Annotated in this window: 13 protein-coding genes; 2 read left to right on the top strand and 11 right to left on the bottom strand. The window is 70.0% G+C overall.

Annotated elements, in window-relative coordinates:
- Positions 1–557: 557 nt before the first annotated feature.
- From whiA to ACIBQ1_RS45495, 7 genes are all read right to left on the bottom strand, one after another.
- Complete coding sequence (gene whiA, locus ACIBQ1_RS45525) at positions 558–1538, bottom strand: DNA-binding protein WhiA (protein ID WP_138670245.1); 981 nt, start codon at positions 1536–1538, stop codon at positions 558–560.
- Positions 1539–1609: 71 nt separating this feature from the next.
- Positions 1610–2578, bottom strand: coding sequence for a uridine diphosphate-N-acetylglucosamine-binding protein YvcK (gene yvcK / locus ACIBQ1_RS45520; protein ID WP_397287534.1), 969 nt, complete (start codon positions 2576–2578; stop codon positions 1610–1612).
- A 431-nt stretch (positions 2579–3009) separates the two neighbouring features.
- The gene (gene rapZ / locus ACIBQ1_RS45515; protein WP_397287323.1) at positions 3010–3876 is read right to left on the bottom strand and encodes an RNase adapter RapZ; all 867 of its coding nucleotides are present in this window, start codon (positions 3874–3876) and stop codon (positions 3010–3012) included.
- An 82-nt stretch (positions 3877–3958) separates the two neighbouring features.
- Complete coding sequence (gene uvrC, locus ACIBQ1_RS45510; RefSeq protein WP_397287532.1) at positions 3959–5863, bottom strand: excinuclease ABC subunit UvrC; 1905 nt, start codon at positions 5861–5863, stop codon at positions 3959–3961.
- A 109-nt stretch (positions 5864–5972) separates the two neighbouring features.
- Entirely contained in the window at positions 5973–6377 is a 405-nt protein-coding gene (locus ACIBQ1_RS45505; RefSeq protein WP_397287321.1) for a Rieske (2Fe-2S) protein, read from the bottom strand.
- 87 nt (positions 6378–6464) lie between these two features.
- Positions 6465–6938 carry a Rieske (2Fe-2S) protein gene (locus ACIBQ1_RS45500; RefSeq protein WP_397287319.1) on the bottom strand — a complete coding sequence of 158 codons (474 nt, stop codon included), beginning with the start codon at positions 6936–6938 and terminating at the stop codon, positions 6465–6467.
- Positions 6939–7055: 117 nt separating this feature from the next.
- Positions 7056–7472: a Rieske (2Fe-2S) protein gene (locus tag ACIBQ1_RS45495; protein WP_397287317.1), complete on the bottom strand. Its 417-nt coding sequence runs from the start codon at positions 7470–7472 to the stop codon at positions 7056–7058.
- A 927-nt stretch (positions 7473–8399) separates the two neighbouring features.
- On the opposite strand from ACIBQ1_RS45495, the gene ACIBQ1_RS45490 reads away from it, so the two are divergent.
- On the top strand, positions 8400–9137 hold the full coding sequence (locus tag ACIBQ1_RS45490; protein ID WP_397287315.1) for a DUF2306 domain-containing protein: 738 nt from the start codon (positions 8400–8402) through the stop codon (positions 9135–9137).
- A gap of 159 nt (positions 9138–9296) precedes the next feature.
- Here ACIBQ1_RS45490 and uvrA read toward each other — a convergent pair whose 3' ends face one another.
- The gene (gene uvrA / locus ACIBQ1_RS45485; protein ID WP_397287313.1) at positions 9297–12137 is read right to left on the bottom strand and encodes an excinuclease ABC subunit UvrA; all 2841 of its coding nucleotides are present in this window, start codon (positions 12135–12137) and stop codon (positions 9297–9299) included.
- A gap of 1127 nt (positions 12138–13264) precedes the next feature.
- Here uvrA and ACIBQ1_RS45480 point away from each other — a divergent pair.
- Entirely contained in the window at positions 13265–13921 is a 657-nt protein-coding gene (locus ACIBQ1_RS45480) for an MBL fold metallo-hydrolase (protein WP_397287311.1), read from the top strand.
- A gap of 277 nt (positions 13922–14198) precedes the next feature.
- On the opposite strand, the gene ACIBQ1_RS45475 is transcribed toward ACIBQ1_RS45480, so the two are convergent.
- Genes ACIBQ1_RS45475 through ACIBQ1_RS45465 form a run of 3 tightly spaced genes read right to left on the bottom strand, consistent with a single transcriptional unit; the run spans position 14199 to position 15964 of the window.
- Positions 14199–14474, bottom strand: a complete 276-nt coding sequence (locus tag ACIBQ1_RS45475) for a hypothetical protein (RefSeq protein WP_397287309.1) — start codon at positions 14472–14474, stop codon at positions 14199–14201.
- Positions 14475–14511: 37 nt separating this feature from the next.
- Positions 14512–15336, bottom strand: a complete 825-nt coding sequence (pssA, locus tag ACIBQ1_RS45470; RefSeq protein ID WP_397287307.1) for a CDP-diacylglycerol--serine O-phosphatidyltransferase — start codon at positions 15334–15336, stop codon at positions 14512–14514.
- Complete coding sequence (locus tag ACIBQ1_RS45465; RefSeq protein WP_397287305.1) at positions 15323–15964, bottom strand: phosphatidylserine decarboxylase; 642 nt, start codon at positions 15962–15964, stop codon at positions 15323–15325. The genes pssA and ACIBQ1_RS45465 overlap by 14 nt, the downstream gene beginning before the upstream one ends.
- Between the last annotated feature and the right edge of the window lie 86 nt (positions 15965–16050).

The following is a 16050-nucleotide window of genomic DNA, read 5'->3' as shown; positions in this document are numbered from 1 at the left end:
ACCGGCACCCACTCCCCACGCCGCCCACGGGGCACCCCTCCAACACCACCCCAACGGCCGGCACCCGTGCCATGGTGACGCCCGCGCACCCCTCAAGCCCGCGCGCCTCTCACGCCTGTGCACCCCGCAGGCTCGTGCACCCCGCAGGCCCGTACGCACCTCGGACTCGTGCGCACCTCAGACCCATGCACCCCGCAGGCTCGTGTACCCCCTGACGCATGTGCGCCTCTGGCACCTGCGCACCCTGACACCCGTCCGCCCCTGACGCCCATCCGCCCCAGGTGCCCGTGCAACCCTGACCGCCCGTGCGGCCCGACCGCCCAGCGAACCGACGAGCGCACCCCGGTCAAGCCGGCCCTGGAGCCCGCCCAGAACGCGCGTCGTCACGGCGAGCGGCCCGTGAGCCTTCACGACCGGCCATGACAGACGGCCACCCACGTCGGCGCGTGCGGCCCACCGTGCGCAGCCGTAAAAGATGGGCTTTCAGACCAGCACAACCGCAGGGCCAAGCCATCGACACGAGCGCGCGGCCCATCACGCGCAGCCGCAGCGACCCGTCACGGGGCGAGCATGTCGACGGTGAGGTTGGCCTCCGTGTTCGGGATGCCCAGGTCGGAGGCGCGCTTGTCGGCCATGGCCAGCAGCCGCCGGATGCGCCCCGCGATGGCGTCCTTGGTCAGCGGCGGGTCGGCGATCTGCCCCAGCTCCTCCAGAGACGCCTGCTTGTGCTCCACCCGCAGCCGCCCCGCCACCACCAGGTGGTCGGGCGCCTCGTCCCCGAGGATCTCCAACGCGCGCTGCACCCGCGCCCCCGCCGCCACCGCGGCCCGCGCCGACCGCCGCAGGTTGGCGTCGTCGAAGTTGGCCAGCCGGTTGGCGGTGGCCCGGACCTCGCGGCGCATCCGGCGCTCCTCCCAGGCCAGCACGCTGTCGTGCGCCCCCAGCCGGGTGAGCAGCGCGCTGATGGCGTCGCCGTCGCGCACCACCACGCGGTCCACCCCGCGCACCTCACGCGCCTTGGCGTGGATCTTGAGCCGCCGCGCCGAGCCCACCAGGGCGAGCGCCGCCTCCGGCCCCGGGCAGGTGACCTCGAGCGACATCGACCGCCCCGGCTCGGTGAGGGAGCCGTGCGCCAGGAACGCGCCGCGCCAGGCGGCCTCGGCGTCGCAGGCGGCCCCCGCCACCACCTGGCGGGGCAGCCCGCGCACCGGACGACCGTGGTTGTCGATGAGGCCCGTCTGACGGGCAAGCGCCTCGCCGTCGCGATAGACCCGCACGACGTAGCGCGACCCCTTGCGCAGGCCGGCGGGCGCGAGCACGAGCACCTCGGCCTTGTGCCCGAACACCTCACCGATGTCCTTGATCAGTCGCCGTGCGGTGGCGTTCGTGTCGAGCTCGGCCTCGATCACGATCCGCCCGCCCACCAGGTGCAGACCGCTGGCGAACCGCAGCAGCGTGGAAACCTCCGCCTTGCGGCAGCACGGCTTCAGCACCGGCAGGCGGCTCAGTTCGTCTTTCACCACACCTGTCATGGCCATGCGTTAGTCCTCTCCCCCATTCAGACCGGCTCCAAGCAGTCTCTCGCACCTTGGCGCCACGCCGACCAGGATCAACGCTTCTGGAGGAAAATCTCGTCCAGGACGGAGGCAAGACGTCGTGGGTCATGCCTCGGCGAGCCGTCCGCGGTGGCCACACCGGCCATCACGAGCCGTGCGCCGAGCGCCGCCGCGGCCTTCTCCAGCGCGCCGGGATCGTCCACCACCCCGGTGTCGGCGAGCACGACGTCGATCGACAGGTCGGGGGCGTGCTGCCTGAGCACCTCCAGGTGTTGCTGGGGGGAGAAGTCGTCCGTCTCACCAGGCTGTGGCGCCAGGTTGAGCGTGACGAGCCGTCTGGCCTTGGTCGCGTGCAGGGCCCTGGCCAGCTCGGGCACCTTGAGATGCGGCAGCACGCTGGTGAACCACGACCCCGGCCCGAACACCAGCCAGTCGGCCTCCAGCACTGCCTCGACCGCCTCGGGGCGAGCGGGCGGGTCCTCGGGCACGAGGGAGATCGCCTGCACCCGTCCGGGCGTCAGCGCGCACGCCACCTGCCCGCGCACGGTCGACCTGACGCCGTCGAGCTCCACCTCGGCCACGATGTCGAGCGGCACCGACGCCATCGGCAGCACCCGGCCGTGCGCGCCCAGCAGCCGCCCGACCCAGTCGAGCCCGGCCACGGGGTCGCCGAGCAGCTCCCACAGGGCCACGATGAGCAGGTTGCCCACCGCGTGACCGTGCAGCTCGCCCTCACTGCGGAAGCGGTGCTGCACGACCTCGCTCCAGGTGCTGCCCCACTCGTCGTCGCCGCACAGCGCGGCCAGCGCCATCCGCAGGTCGCCGGGGGGCAACACGCCGAGCTCACGCCGCAGCCGCCCGCTGGACCCGCCGTCGTCAGCGACGGTCACCACAGCGGTCAACCGGTCGGTCACCATCCGTAATGCCGACAGGGAAGCATAAAGCCCGTGCCCGCCGCCCAGGGCCACGACGTGCGGCCCGAACCCCGAGAACGTCCTCGAGTACGTCGCACGCTCCGGCACGGGGTTCCCTTCGGCCGGCCGCGCGAGCCGCACCGGGCACACGTCGCCCGCACCGTCACCGGCACCGTCCTCCACGACCTCAGCACGCACGCCGGACCCTTCGGACCCTGGACCCTCAGCACGCCCCACGCCGGACCCTTCGGACCCTGGACCCTCACCACCGCCGACACCGGGCCCCTCGGCACGCTCCACACCGAGCCCCTCAGAACCAGGCCCCTCAGAACCTGGACCCTCACCACGCCTCACGCCAGATCCCTCAGACCCCTGACCGGCCGAAGTCGGGCCGGGCACGTCACTCACACCGGCCCCCGCAGAACCCGAACCCACCGAAGACGGCCCAGGCGGGACATCCGATTCGAACCGGGTCACAGGGCCAGGAAGCTCACCCTCCGCCGGGCGCGGCGAACCTGCTGCTCCGAAGCCTTCATCGGTCACTCCCGCCCCACATCCCGATGGCTCACCTGGACCTCCATCCCGCGGTCGCGCAGGCGGGCGCCGACCTGTTCGGCCATGGCCACGCTGCGGTGCTTGCCGCCCGTGCACCCCACCGCGAGCGTCGCGTAGCTCTTGCCCTCACGCGCGTACCCGGCCGCGACCACCTGCAGGACCTCCTCGTACGCGTCGAGGAACTCCTTGGCCCCGGGCTGCCCGAGGACGTAGTCGCGCACGGGCGCGTCGAGCCCGTTCATGGGCCGCAGGTCCGGCACCCAGTGCGGGTTGGGCAGGAACCGGCAGTCGACCACCAGATCGGCGTCCACCGGCAGCCCGTACTTGAACCCGAAGGACACGATGTTGAGCCGCAGCCCCGGCCGGTCCTCGCCGCCGAAGTAGGCGACGATCTTGTTGCGCAGGTCGTGGACGTTGTGCGACGAGGTGTCGATCACCAGGTCGGCGTTGGCCCTGACCTCCCGCAGGATCCCCCGCTCCCGGGTGATCCCGTCGACCAGGCGCCCCTCGCCCTGGAGAGGATGCGGCCTGCGGACGTTCTCGAACCTGCGCACCAGCTCCTCGTCGCTGGCCTCCAGGAACACCACCCGCACCCGCACGCCGCGCCCCTCGAGCTCCTCGATGGCCGCGTTGAGGTCGGTGGTGAAGGCCAGGCTGCGCACGTCGACGACGGCCGCCACCTTGTCGGCGGCCAGCTTGACCTTGCCCGCCTCCTCCGCCATCGCGAACAGCAGCCCGGGCGGCAGGTTGTCGATGACGAACCAGCCCAGGTCCTCGAGCGCTTTGGCGGCTGTGCTGCGCCCCGCCCCGGACATGCCGGTGACGATGACGAACGCCGGCTCGGTGCTCATTGCCTCTCTCCGTCCCGCACGCCCTGCCTGGGCGCACCACCATAGCGGAGGCACCCGGACACGCCGTGACATGCTGGCGAGATCATGGTGACTCTCCCTTCAGTGTCGACACGATGACCTCGGCGATGGACTGGCCGATGCCGGGAACCTCGCAGATCTCCGCGGCAGTGGCCTCGCGTAGCTTTTTCACGGAGCCGAAGTGTTTGAGCAGCGCCTGCCTGCGCGCCGGCCCGAGGCCGGGCACGCTGTCGAGCGCGCTCTCCTTCACCGTCTTGGACCTCTTGGAACGATGGTAGGTGATGGCGAACCTGTGTGCCTCGTCCCGCACGCGTTGCAGCAGGTAGAGACCCTCACTTGAACGAGGCATGATCACCGGCTGGTCATCGCCGGGCAGCCACACCTCCTCCAGCCGCTTGGCCAGCCCGCACACGGACACGTCGTCGATGCCGAGCTCGTCGAGCGCCCGCTGCGCGGCGGCCGCCTGAGGACCCGCGCCGTCGACGACCACCAGGTTGGGCGGGTAGGCGAACTTGCGCGGTTTGCCGGTCTCGGGGTCGATGGGGCCGTGGCCGCTGTCGTCGTCGGCGGCCAGTTCGCCGGTGGCCGAGCGCTCCTCCAGGTAGCGGCGGAAGCGACGCGTGATCACCTCGTAGATCGAGGCGACGTCGCCCTCCTTGCTCTTGACGGCGAACCGCCGGTATTCGCTCTTGCGCGCCAATCCGTCCTCGAAGACGACCATGGACGCCACGACGTTCTCGCCCTGCAGGTGGGAGACGTCGTAGCACTCGACGCGCAGCGGCGCCTGGTCGAGGTCGAGCGCGTCGGCGATCTCCTGCAGCGCCTTGCTGCGGGTGGTCAGATCGCTGGCGCGGCGGATCTTGTGCTGCGCCAGCGACTCCTTGGCGTTGCGCTCGACGGTCTCCATCAGCGACTTCTTGTCGCCGCGCTGCGGCACGCGCACCTCGACGCGAGCGCGGCGCTGCTCGGTCAGCAGCTCGGCGACCGCGTCGCTGTCGGGCGGCAGCGCGGGCACGAGCACCTCGCGCGGCATCGAGTCGGGGCTCGCCTCGGCGTACATCTGCAGCAGGAACTGCTCGACCAGCTCGCCCGGGGAGGTCTCCTCGACCTTGTCGACCACCCAGCCGCGCTGGCCGCGGATGCGGCCGGCACGCACGTAGAAGACCTGTACGGCGGCTTCGAGCGGATCCTCGGCCAGCGCGATCACGTCGGCGTCGGTACTCTCGCCGAGCACGACGGCCTGCTTCTCCAGCGCCCGCTGCAACGCCTGGATGTCGTCGCGCAGCCGCGCGGCGCGCTCGTACTCCTGCTCGGAGGCGGCCTCGCGCATCTCCTTCTCAAGGCGCTTGATGAAGCGGCCGGTGTTGCCCGCCATGAAGTCGCAGAAGTCCTCGGCCAGCTCGCGGTGCTCCTCCGGGGTGACCCGGCCGACGCACGGCGCCGAGCACTTGTCGATGTAGCCGAGCAGGCACGGGCGGCCGATCTGGCCGGCCCGCTTGAACACCCCCGCGCTGCACGTGCGCACCGGGAAGACCCGCAGCAGCAGGTCGACGGTCTCGCGGATGGCCCACGCGTGCGAATAGGGGCCGAAGTAACGCGTGCCCTTGCGCTTGGCCCCGCGCATGACCTGCACGCGCGGGAAGTCCTCGCCCATGGTGACCGCGAGGTACGGGTACGACTTGTCGTCGCGGTATTTCACGTTGAAGCGCGGGTCGAACTCCTTGATCCAGGAGTATTCGAGCTGCAGCGCCTCGACCTCGGTGCCGACGACGGTCCAGTCGACGTCGGCGGCCGTGGTCAGCATCGTCTGGGTCCGCGGATGCAGCGCCGAGAAGTCGGCGAAGTACGAATTGAGCCGCTGGCGAAGGCTCTTGGCCTTGCCGACGTAGATCACCCGGCCGTGCGCGTCCCTGAACCGGTAGACCCCGGGGGAATCGGGGATGGAACCCGGCTTGGGCCGGAAACTCAAGGGGCTGCCCGCTGATCTCGCCACGTTCAAAGACTAGTAGTCCCCACCGACAAGGTTGCCCGCCGCGCCTTTCCCCCAGGCGCGGCGGGCCTCCCTCAAAGGGGCCCGCCTACGCGAGCGTGATCTGGTCGCCCTCGACCTTGATCTGCTGCGCGGGCAGCGGCTTGTCGGCCGGTCCGTTCGCGACCGAGCCGTCCGCGATGGCGAACTTGCTGTTGTGACACGGACAGACGATCACCCCGTCCGAGACGCTGCCGACCGTGCACCCGCTGTGCGTGCACACGGCGCTGAACGCCTTGAACTCGCCCGAAGTGGGCTGTGTCACCACGATCTTCTGGTCTTTGAAGATCGCCCCACCGCCGACGGGGATGTCGGCGGTCTTGGCCAGCGCACCACCGGCCTGGGGCGCGCTGGACTGCGGGGCACTCGACTCGGAGCCGGTGCCGGCGGACTGTGCGGTATCGGTGCCGCCGCCGCATGCGGTGAGCGCGAGGGCCAGACCGCCCGCTCCCACGCTCGCGAACACTGCACGGCGACTCTGAATTTCCTCTCCCATGCGCTCACCCAACCGCACCTAGGTGAGAAATTCATGAGACGTGATCTACGCGAGCTTGATCTTGTCACCATCCACGGTGATCTTCTTCTCCTCAAGCGGCTCGCCCGCGGGCCCGTCCTTGACGGAGCCGTCGCTGATGCTGAACTTGCTGCCGTGACACGGGCAGTTGATCGTCTTGTTCGAGACAGTGGCGACCGTGCAGCCCGCATGGGTGCACACCGCCGTGAACGCCTTGAACTCCCCGGCCGTCGGCTGGGTGACCACGATCTTCTCGTTCTCGAAGACCTTCCCACCGCCCTCGGGGATGTCAGCGGTGTCGGCCAGCGCCTTGCCTCCGCCGCTCGCGGCCTTCTTCTTCTTCGGGGACGACTCCTCCGTGGGCTCCTCGGCAGCATCCCCCGCCGGCTCCTCGGTCGCCTCGATCGTCGGCGAACCATAGCTCGCACACGCCGTCAGAACCGCCGCGAGCCCGGCGCCGCCGGCGCCGAGCACCATCGCCCGGCGAGTCGTTTCCGTCATGGTGTGTTCCTCCCAGATTGGCTTTCACTTCAGGTACGGCCAGCGCCCTCGCGCCGGTTCAGCCTGCCCGAGCCAAATCCGGTTCTCTACGCATAAGTACGTGTTCGGACCGCCACTTCAGGCGACCACGATGCCGTCGCCCTCGGCCCTGACCTTGTACGAGGTCAGCGGTGCGGTCGCGGGCCCCTTGGTGGCCTTGCCGCTGTCGGCGGCGAACTCGCTGCCGTGGCAGGCGCACCTGATGACGTTGTCCTTGGGGGTGCTGACCGCGCAGCCCTTGTGCGTGCAGATCGAACTGAACGCCATGTAGACGCCCTGCGTGGGCTGGGTCACCACGACCTGCAGGTCCTCGATCAACTTGCCCCCGCCCACGGGCACGTCGGCGGTCTTGGCGATGACCTTGCCCTTGAGGCTCGGCTGGGCCTTGGCACCTGCTCCACCACACCCCGCCAACGCCAGCGCGCACGCCGCGACCCCGGCCGCCCCCAGCATCTCGCGCCGCCCGAACCCCGTCTCAGGCCCCGTTTCAGGCATGGCTGCGCCCCGCTCCGTAACCGTCATGAATTGCCGACCCTCCGCGTCGCCGCTGACCCCCTGCAGGTCAGGCCGCTACCATCACTCAACCTTATTGGCGACCCCCCTCGGTCCAGTCTCCGGGTAGCGCCCCCACGACCCCCTCTACCGGACGCGCAAGCCCGCCCAGTCCCCGGCACGCTGCGCGGATGCCGGGCACACACCCGGCCGGCACACGGGGCAGCTGCCCGGACGGACACCCCCCGGCCATCAGTACGCGGACGAGCGCCGACAACACACTCCGCCCACCAGCACGCTGGGCGGGCAGGTCGAACATTTCGACCACCGACACTCCGGCCAGGCGACTCGCCACCCTCCGACCACCGACACCTCGGTCGCGCAACTCGACACCCTCCGACCACCGACATTCCGGTCAGGCGAGTCGGCGTACTCCGGCCCCTGGCGAGCGAGCGGGTGTCGACAGCGCACTCCCGCTGCCAGCACGCCGGACGTATGCCAGCACCTCTGCATCCGCACCCCTCCTCACCCGCCCCTGGACGCCCACACTCCTGAACGCCCGCACCCCTTTGGACGCCCGCACCCCTGGACACCCACACCCCTGGGCACCGGAGAGCAACTCGACCATCCCGAGCCATCAGCACCGGCAAGCGCCTCAGCAGTTCCCTAACCACCGGCGCCGACAGGCAGTTCGGCGCCCCCAGCCCCCAGGCCCCAGCCCCCGGCCAGCCCCCGGCCAGCGACAGGACGGTAGCCGAGCCGAGACTCGCAGGCGACCGGCGCGACCATCGATCAGCAGCTGCGACCGGCGGTCAGGAGACAGCCCGTGCGACCAGCGGTAAGCAGGCAAACGATAGGCAGACGGCCGAGTGCGATCGGCGGTCAGCGGGTGGTAGGCCGACGGTCAGCGCGGGGACCCACCCTGCCCCTATGACTCTCACGACAGAACGCCCGACCGCACCCCCTGCCAAGCCACGCTGGTGGCGGCGTCCGTGGGTGGCCCCTCTGGCCGTGGTGACGATCGCGTTCGTCGCGTTCTCCCTGCCGCCGTACCTGTCCATGAACCCGGCCCGATCCCGCGTGCCCGCCCCCGACTACTTCCCACCGCACTTCGCGGTGCTCTCCCTGCACGTGATCTTCGGCTCGATCGCGATGATCACGTGCTGCCTGCAGATCTGGCCCTGGTTCCGCCAGCGTTATCCGCGCGCGCACCGCCGGATCGGCCGCGTGTACGTCTTCGCCGGTTGCCTGCCCAGCGGCGTGCTGGGCTTGATCGTCTCCGTGACCACGCCGTACTTCGGCCCGGTCACGGCCGCCAGCGGCGTCGTGCTCGCGTTCCTCTGGGTGGCCTGCACGCTGGCGGGGTGGCGGATGGCCAGGCAGCGCAGGTTCGTCGACCACCGCCGGTGGATGGTCCGCAGCTTCGCCCTGACCCTGTCCATCATCACGAACCGCCTCTGGGGCGTCGTGTTCACCATCGCCCTGATGCCCGAGCTGGAGACGACCTTCCACGGCGACGAGACCCTGCTGGCGAGCACGGTGAGCGCGATGAGCGCGTGGCTGGGCTGGGTGCTGCCGCTGCTGTTCGCCGAGTGGTGGCTGGAACGCGGCGACGCCGCCAAACGCCGCGCCCGAGCCGCCCGCGCAGGTCAGCACCAAGCGGCCTGAAAACGCGCACGCCGCTCGGCACCACCCCCCACCCGCGGAAGTAGCAGCCGCAGAGACGCCCGCTCCGCACGAGGACAACCACCCCGCAGAAGAAGCCACCCCCGCACGAGGACAACCCCCGTGCGGGGCAAAGGCTCAGGAGCTCAGCGGCCCAGCGGCTCAGAAGGCGAGGATCTTCCGCAGGAAGCGGCCCGTGTGGCTCTCGTCCACCAGCGCCACCTCCTCAGGCGTCCCGCTGGCGACCAGCGTGCCGCCGCGGGACCCGCCCTCGGGCCCCATGTCGATGATCCAGTCAGCGGTCTTGATCACATCGAGGTTGTGCTCGATCACGATCACCGTGTTGCCGCCGTCGACCAGCCGCCCGAGCACTCCCAGCAGCCGCCGGATGTCCTCGAAGTGCAGCCCGGTCGTCGGCTCGTCCAGCACGTAGATCGTCCGCCCCGTCTGCCGGCGCTGCAGCTCCGAGGCGAGCTTGACCCGCTGCGCCTCACCGCCGGACAGCGTGGTCGCCGGCTGTCCGAGCCGCACGTAGCCCAGGCCCACGTCGTTGAGCGTCTGCAGGTGGCGCTTGATCGCCGGGATCGCGTCGAAGAAGCCCAGGGCCTCCTCGATCGGCATGTCGAGCACCTCGGAGATCGTCTTGCCCTTGTAGTGAACCTCCAGCGTCTCCCTGTTGTAGCGGGCGCCGTGGCAGACCTCGCAGGGGACGTAGACGTCCGGCAGGAAGTTCATCTCGATCTTGATGGTGCCGTCACCCGCGCACGCCTCGCAGCGCCCACCCTTGACGTTGAAGCTGAAGCGCCCGGGCTGGTAGCCGCGCACCTTGGCCTCGGTGGTGGCCGCGAACAGCTTGCGGATGTGGTCGAACACGCCCGTGTACGTGGCCGGGTTGGAGCGCGGCGTGCGCCCGATCGGCGACTGGTCGACGTGGACGACCTTGTCGACGTGGTCCATGCCGTTGATCCGGGAGTGCCGCCCCGGCACCGTGCGCGCGCCGTTGAGCTCCTTGGCCAGCGCGTTGTAGAGGATGTCGTTGACCAGCGTCGACTTCCCGGACCCCGACACGCCCGTGACCGCCGTGAACACGCCCAGCGGGAAGTCGATGTCGACGCCCTTGAGGTTGTGCTCGCGCGCCCCCTTGACCGTGATCTGCCGCTTCCTGTCGCGCTTGCGGCGCTTGGCGGGGATCGCGATGCTCTTGCGCCCGGACAGGTACTGGCCGGTCAGCGACTCCTCGCTGCTCAGGAGGTCCTGGACGGTGCCGGACACGACGACCTGGCCGCCGTGCTCGCCCGCGCCGGGGCCGATGTCGACCACCCAGTCGGCCGCCGCGATCGTGTCCTCGTCGTGCTCGACCACGATCAGCGTGTTGCCCATGTCGCGCAGCCTGATGAGCGTGTCGAGCAGCCGCATGTTGTCGCGCTGGTGGAGCCCGATGGACGGTTCGTCGAGCACGTACAGGACGCCGACCAGGCCGGAGCCGATCTGCGTGGCCAGCCTGATGCGCTGGGCCTCGCCGCCCGCCAGGGTGGCGGCGGCGCGGTCCATGGTCAGGTAGTCGAGGCCGACGTCGAGCAGGAAGCCCATGCGGGCGTTGATCTCCTTGACCACCCGCTCGGCGATCTGCATGTCGCGGTCGGACAGCTTGAGCGCGGCCAGGAACTTCGCGCACTCGCCGATCGACATGGCCGCGACCTCGGCGATCGACTTGTCGGCGACGGTGACGGCCAGAGTGACCGGCTTGAGCCTGGCGCCCTTGCAGGCCGGGCACGGGATCTCGCGCATGTAGCCCTCGAACCGCTCGCGGGTCGAGTCGCTCTCCGCCTCGGCGTGCCGCCGCTGCACCCACGGGATGACACCGTCGTAGGCGGTGTAGTAGGAGCGCTGGCGGCCGTAGCGGTTGCTGTAGCGTACGTGGACCTGCTCGTCGTGGCCGTACAGCAGCGACTTCTGCGCCTTCTTCGGCAGCTTCTCCCACGGCGTGTCGAGCGTGAACCCGACAGTGTGGCCGAGCGCCTCGATCAGCCTGACGAAGTATTCGCTCGTGTGACCGCCGGACCAGGGGTGAAGCGCGCCGTCGCCGAGCGTGCGCTCGGGGTCGGGCACCACCAGATCGGGGTCGACCTCCATCTTCGTGCCCAGGCCCGTGCACTCGGGGCAGGCGCCGAACGGGGAGTTGAACGAGAACGAGCGCGGCTCCAGCTCCTCGAACGACAGGTCGTCGTAGGGGCAGTAGAGGTGCTCGGAGTAGAAGCGCTCCCGGTTGGGGTCGTCCTCGGGCAGATCGACGAACTCGAGCGTGATCGTGCCGCCGGACAGCTGCAGCGCGGTCTCGACCGAGTCGTTGAGCCTGCGCCGCGCGGACTCCTTGACCGAGAGGCGGTCGACGATGACCTCGATGTCGTGCTTCTCGTACTTCTTCAGCGTCGGCGGCTCCTCCAGCCGCACGACCGTGCCGTCGACCCTCGCCCTGGCGAAACCCTTGGTCTGCAGCTCGCGGAACAGCTCGGCGTATTCGCCCTTACGGCCCCTGATGACGGGGGCGAGCACCTGGAAGCGGGTGCCCTCCTCCAGGTCCATCACCCGGTCGACGATCTGCTCGGGCGTCTGCCTGGCGATCGGCCGCGCGCACACCGGGCAGTGCGGCTTGCCGATGCGCGCCCACAGCAGCCTCAGATAGTCGTAGACCTCGGTGATCGTGCCGACGGTCGAGCGCGGGTTCTTGCTGGTGGCCTTCTGGTCGATCGACACCGCGGGCGACAGGCCCTCGATGAAGTCCACGTCGGGCTTGTCCATCTGGCCGAGGAACTGGCGGGCGTACGCCGACAGCGACTCGACGTAGCGCCGCTGCCCCTCAGCGAAGATCGTGTCGAAGGCCAGGCTCGACTTCCCAGAGCCGGACAGGCCGGTGAAGACGATCAGTGAGTCTCGCGGCAGGTCGAGCGAGACGTCCTTGAGGTTGTGTTCTCGTGCACCACGCACGATCAGGCGGTCTGCCACGGCGATCCCGGAGGTCAAAAGGCGGATAGGTCCACGGGGGATGGTAGACGGGGGCTCCGACAATTTCGGCGGACCGTTGCCCGGCCCCCGAAAATCCGTCCCTCACAGGTTACGGCCATCTCCCACCCTCGCAGGAGCCCTTCCGCATTCAACCAGCTGACCTGCACCTTTATGCCGAGCTCCAGCCCAGGCCCCCAACTCATGAAATATCCAGACACAACCGCCCTACTCGCGCCCCAGGCGGAACCGACCTCGGCCACCAGCCTCCTGCCGACCACCAGCCTCCTGCTGGGCACGAGCCGGCGCCGGCCACGAGCTGTCCTCTGCCGTGCCGCAGTCCGACGCCGCTCTCGCCGCACCCTCCCTCCTGCCCGACCGGCGCAGAGGACACGTGCTCGCCCCACCACCGCCCGCTTCACCTCTCCACCGCCACCCGCCCCGCCACTCCGTCACACCAGTCCCACCACCCCGCCATCCCCCGCCCTCATCGCCCGCCCCGCCGCCACCCGGTACGCCGCCACCCGTCCCACCACTCCGCCGCCACCCGCTCCATCACCGCCTGCTCCACCGCTCCGTCTCCACCTGCCCCACGAGGTCCACCGCCGCCCGCTCTACCGCCGCCCATCCCGCCACTCCGCCGTCGCCCGCTCCACCACCCCGCACAGCCGCTCCACCGCCCGTCCCACCGTCCCGCACCTGGCCGATCTCGCGGAAAGCGCCGCCCGCCTGGCCACCCCCCACCGCACAAGCGCTGGTCGGCCCTGGTAGAGGGCATGCGCCCGCCCTGGAACCCCGCCCAATACCTCGCTTCTTCCGCGAAATCAGCCCCCACCACGTGGACCTGTGCCACCGAGCACGGCCATGGCCCGACCGGAGCCGTTCGTCCTACGCGAACTCCGCGCCTGCCGACCGCACGATGAGCAAGATCGTGCTCAAACACCCATGGCCCGCCCCCGCGGCCGACATGCCGGCCTGGCTGACCGGCCGGTCGAGCGGTGAGGGGGTTAGGCTGTTGCCAGTGGGGCAGCCGTTCACGCCCGAGGGCGCAGGCCTTCCGGAGGCACCGCCGTGGCTGACGATGCCGGCCCCTCCGCTGATCTGCCCACGACACCCCCGAAGGACCACCCATGACCTACACAGGTGACGTCCAGGTCGGCGGCCCCGCCGACGTGCGCGAACTGCCCGGGCTCACGATCTTCAAGCTCGCCGTCGGCCCGTTCGACAACAACGCGTACCTGCTGCGTTGCGCGGAGACCGGCGACGGGCTGCTGATCGACGCGGCCGCCGACGCCGATCGGCTGCTGGCCCTGATCTCCGACCGGCCCGTCGGCTCGATCGTCACGACCCACCAGCACGGCGACCACTGGCAGGCGCTGGAGCAGGTGGCCAAGGTGACCGGGGCCCAGGTGGTCGCCCACCCGCTCGACGCGCCCGCTCTCCCCGTGCCCGCGGGCCGCACGGTCGAGCACGGCGACACCATCACCGTCGGCGCCGTCACTCTGGAGATCATCCACCTGCGCGGCCACACGCCGGGCTCGATCGCCCTGCTGTACGACGGCGGCGAGGCGGGGCAGCACCTGTTCACGGGCGACTCGCTGTTCCCGGGCGGCGTCGGCAACACGCAGAAGGACCCGCAGCGCTTCACCCAGCTCTACAACGACGTGGTGGAGCGCGTCTTCGACCGTCTCCCCGACGGGACCTGGGTCTACCCGGGCCACGGCAAGGACACCACTCTCGGCACCGAGCGTCCCGCCCTCCCGGAGTGGAAGGCCCGCGGCTGGTGATCCCCTGCGGCTGGTCACGGCCGCGCGCCACCTGAAAACCCATTCTTTACGGCTGCGCACGGTGGGCCGCACGCGCCGACGTGGGTGGCCGCCCGTCATGGCCGGTCGTGAAGGCTCACGGGCTGCTCGCCGTGACGACGCGCATCCTGGGCCGGCTCCGTGGTCAGCCCGGCCATGGCCGCGTCAAGAGAACGCATCAAGAGAACACAGCCCCGACCCGACCCGCCCGCCGAAAATGCGCTCCCCGCGCATGGACGACCGCCCCGGCAAGATGGAGCTACTGCCGGGCGCCCAGGACGTGGACGATGCGGTCGGCCGCGAGGGCGGGATCGTCGACCAGCCCGACGAGCTCGCCCCACGACCACCGATAGAACCATCCCTCGGACATCGGCACGCAGTCGACGGTCTCCGCCAGCAGCGCCGTGTCGGGATCGCTGATCCGCAACGCGGGCGGGTAGGGCCGGAGCGTGGCCGTCAGCCCGCGCTGCTCCAGCTCTGTGGCCAGCTTGCCGAGGAAGTACGTGCGCGTGTGCTCGCGCGGCGTAGCCGACATGGCTCCATCAAAGCCGAAGTAAGACGAAAAATCCCTGTCAGTTGTTAATACGTTCGGCTTCGCGGCGCTGCTCGCGCTTGTAGACCAGCACGCGCAGGGGGATCGCCGCCACGAGCGCGATCTGCATGCTCGCGCCGATCTTGATCGGCATGTCGCCGCCCTCGGGCCAGGCCACCCAGAAGGTCAGGAACGCCACGTTCACCATGATCCACCCCAGGACGCCCGCCAGGAGCTGCCCCTTCGGCTTGGGGTATTCGATCCGGCTGACCATCAGCCACGCCACGGCGAGCACGGCCAGCAGGGACCAGACGCTCGGCTGGAACAGCAGCACGATGGAGATCACGGTCATGGCGCCCATAGGGATGGGCAGGCCCATGAAATCGCCGCTCTTGGTCTTGACGCAGGCGAACCTGGCCAGGCGTACGACCCCGGCCACCAGCACGGCCGCCGCCGCCGCGACCACCATCGGGAACGGCACCTGGTCGGTGAACCCGCCCCAGATCACGACCATGAACGCGGGCGCGAACCCGAAGCTGATGACGTCGGCCAGGTTGTCGAGCTCGGCCCCCATCGCGGAGGCGCGGAAGCGCCGGGCGACGAGGCCGTCGAACAGGTCGCACGTCGCGCCGATGAGCAGCAGCACGATGGCGGTGGCGAAGTAGCTCGGAACGGGCGTGAAATGACCGCCGGCGACCTTGAGCTGCTGGATCGCGGAATATGCCAGGACGCAGACCGCGAGGAATCCGCAGACAGCGTTGCCCAGCGAGAGGGAGTCCGCGGCGGACAGGCGGAACGCCTTGCCGACGGGACCACGAGGTTCTTCCTCATCCGCCTGCCAGCTGCCGGCGTCAGCCGCGGTCAATTCTGGTCACCCCCGCAACCATCTTCTCACCCACGGACACCGCGGGAGAAATCCCTTCGGGAAGGTAGATGTCGACGCGCGAACCGAACCTGATGAGCCCGATCCGCTCGGCCTGCGCGACCTTCGCGCCGGTGCTCAGGTACGGCACGATCCTGCGCGCCACCGCACCTGCGATCTGCACCATCTCGATGTCACCCAGCGTGGTCTCGAAATGCCACACCACGCGCTCGTTCTGATCGCTGTCCTTGTTGAACGCCGGCAGGAACCCACCTGCCACATGCTGCACGGAGGTGACATTTCCCGCAAGAGGGGCCCGATTGACGTGGACGTTCAGCGGGCTCATGAAGATCGCGACCCTGGTGCGGCCGTCCGGCCACGGGTCGATGCTCTGCACCACGCCGTCGGCGGGCGACAGGACGCGTCCCGCGCCAGGAGTGCGGTCAGGGTCGCGGAAGAACCAGAGCATGCCGCCGGTGAGCGCGCCGAGCGGCACTGCCGCGAGCGCCCAGCGCCTGTCTCGGCGCGTCAGCAGCGCGGTGGCGGCCGCCGCGGCCACCGTCGGGAGGAGCCACGGGGAGACCCCGCGTGCGAGCCTGACGCGGCTCGACTTGGCAGAATCGTCTGACACGTACAACCTTTGATGGTGACTGGATTGGGCGCTTTGCCGTGATGTTACAGAACTAGCAACTATTACACGGCACAACTACACAAGCA

This window comes from Nonomuraea sp. NPDC050153 (assembly GCF_044460125.1).
GTDB lineage: Bacteria > Actinomycetota > Actinomycetes > Streptosporangiales > Streptosporangiaceae > Nonomuraea.
The sequence above is the reverse complement of the archived record's forward strand: the minus strand, read 5'-3'. Positions and strand labels throughout refer to the sequence as shown.

Excerpts from the sequence above, each read along its gene's own strand:
- whiA (WP_138670245.1), bottom strand. The coding sequence starts at position 1,538 with ATGGCCATGACAGGTGTGGTGAAAGACGAACTGAGCCGCCTGCCGGTG.
- ACIBQ1_RS45490 (WP_397287315.1), top strand. The coding sequence starts at position 8,400 with ATGACTCTCACGACAGAACGCCCGACCGCACCCCCTGCCAAGCCACGC.
- ACIBQ1_RS45500 (WP_397287319.1), bottom strand. The coding sequence starts at position 6,938 with ATGACGGAAACGACTCGCCGGGCGATGGTGCTCGGCGCCGGCGGCGCC.
- rapZ (WP_397287323.1), bottom strand. The coding sequence starts at position 3,876 with ATGAGCACCGAGCCGGCGTTCGTCATCGTCACCGGCATGTCCGGGGCG.
- ACIBQ1_RS45480 (WP_397287311.1), top strand. The coding sequence starts at position 13,265 with ATGACCTACACAGGTGACGTCCAGGTCGGCGGCCCCGCCGACGTGCGC.
- ACIBQ1_RS45495 (WP_397287317.1), bottom strand. The coding sequence starts at position 7,472 with ATGCCTGAAACGGGGCCTGAGACGGGGTTCGGGCGGCGCGAGATGCTG.
- ACIBQ1_RS45475 (WP_397287309.1), bottom strand. The coding sequence starts at position 14,474 with ATGTCGGCTACGCCGCGCGAGCACACGCGCACGTACTTCCTCGGCAAG.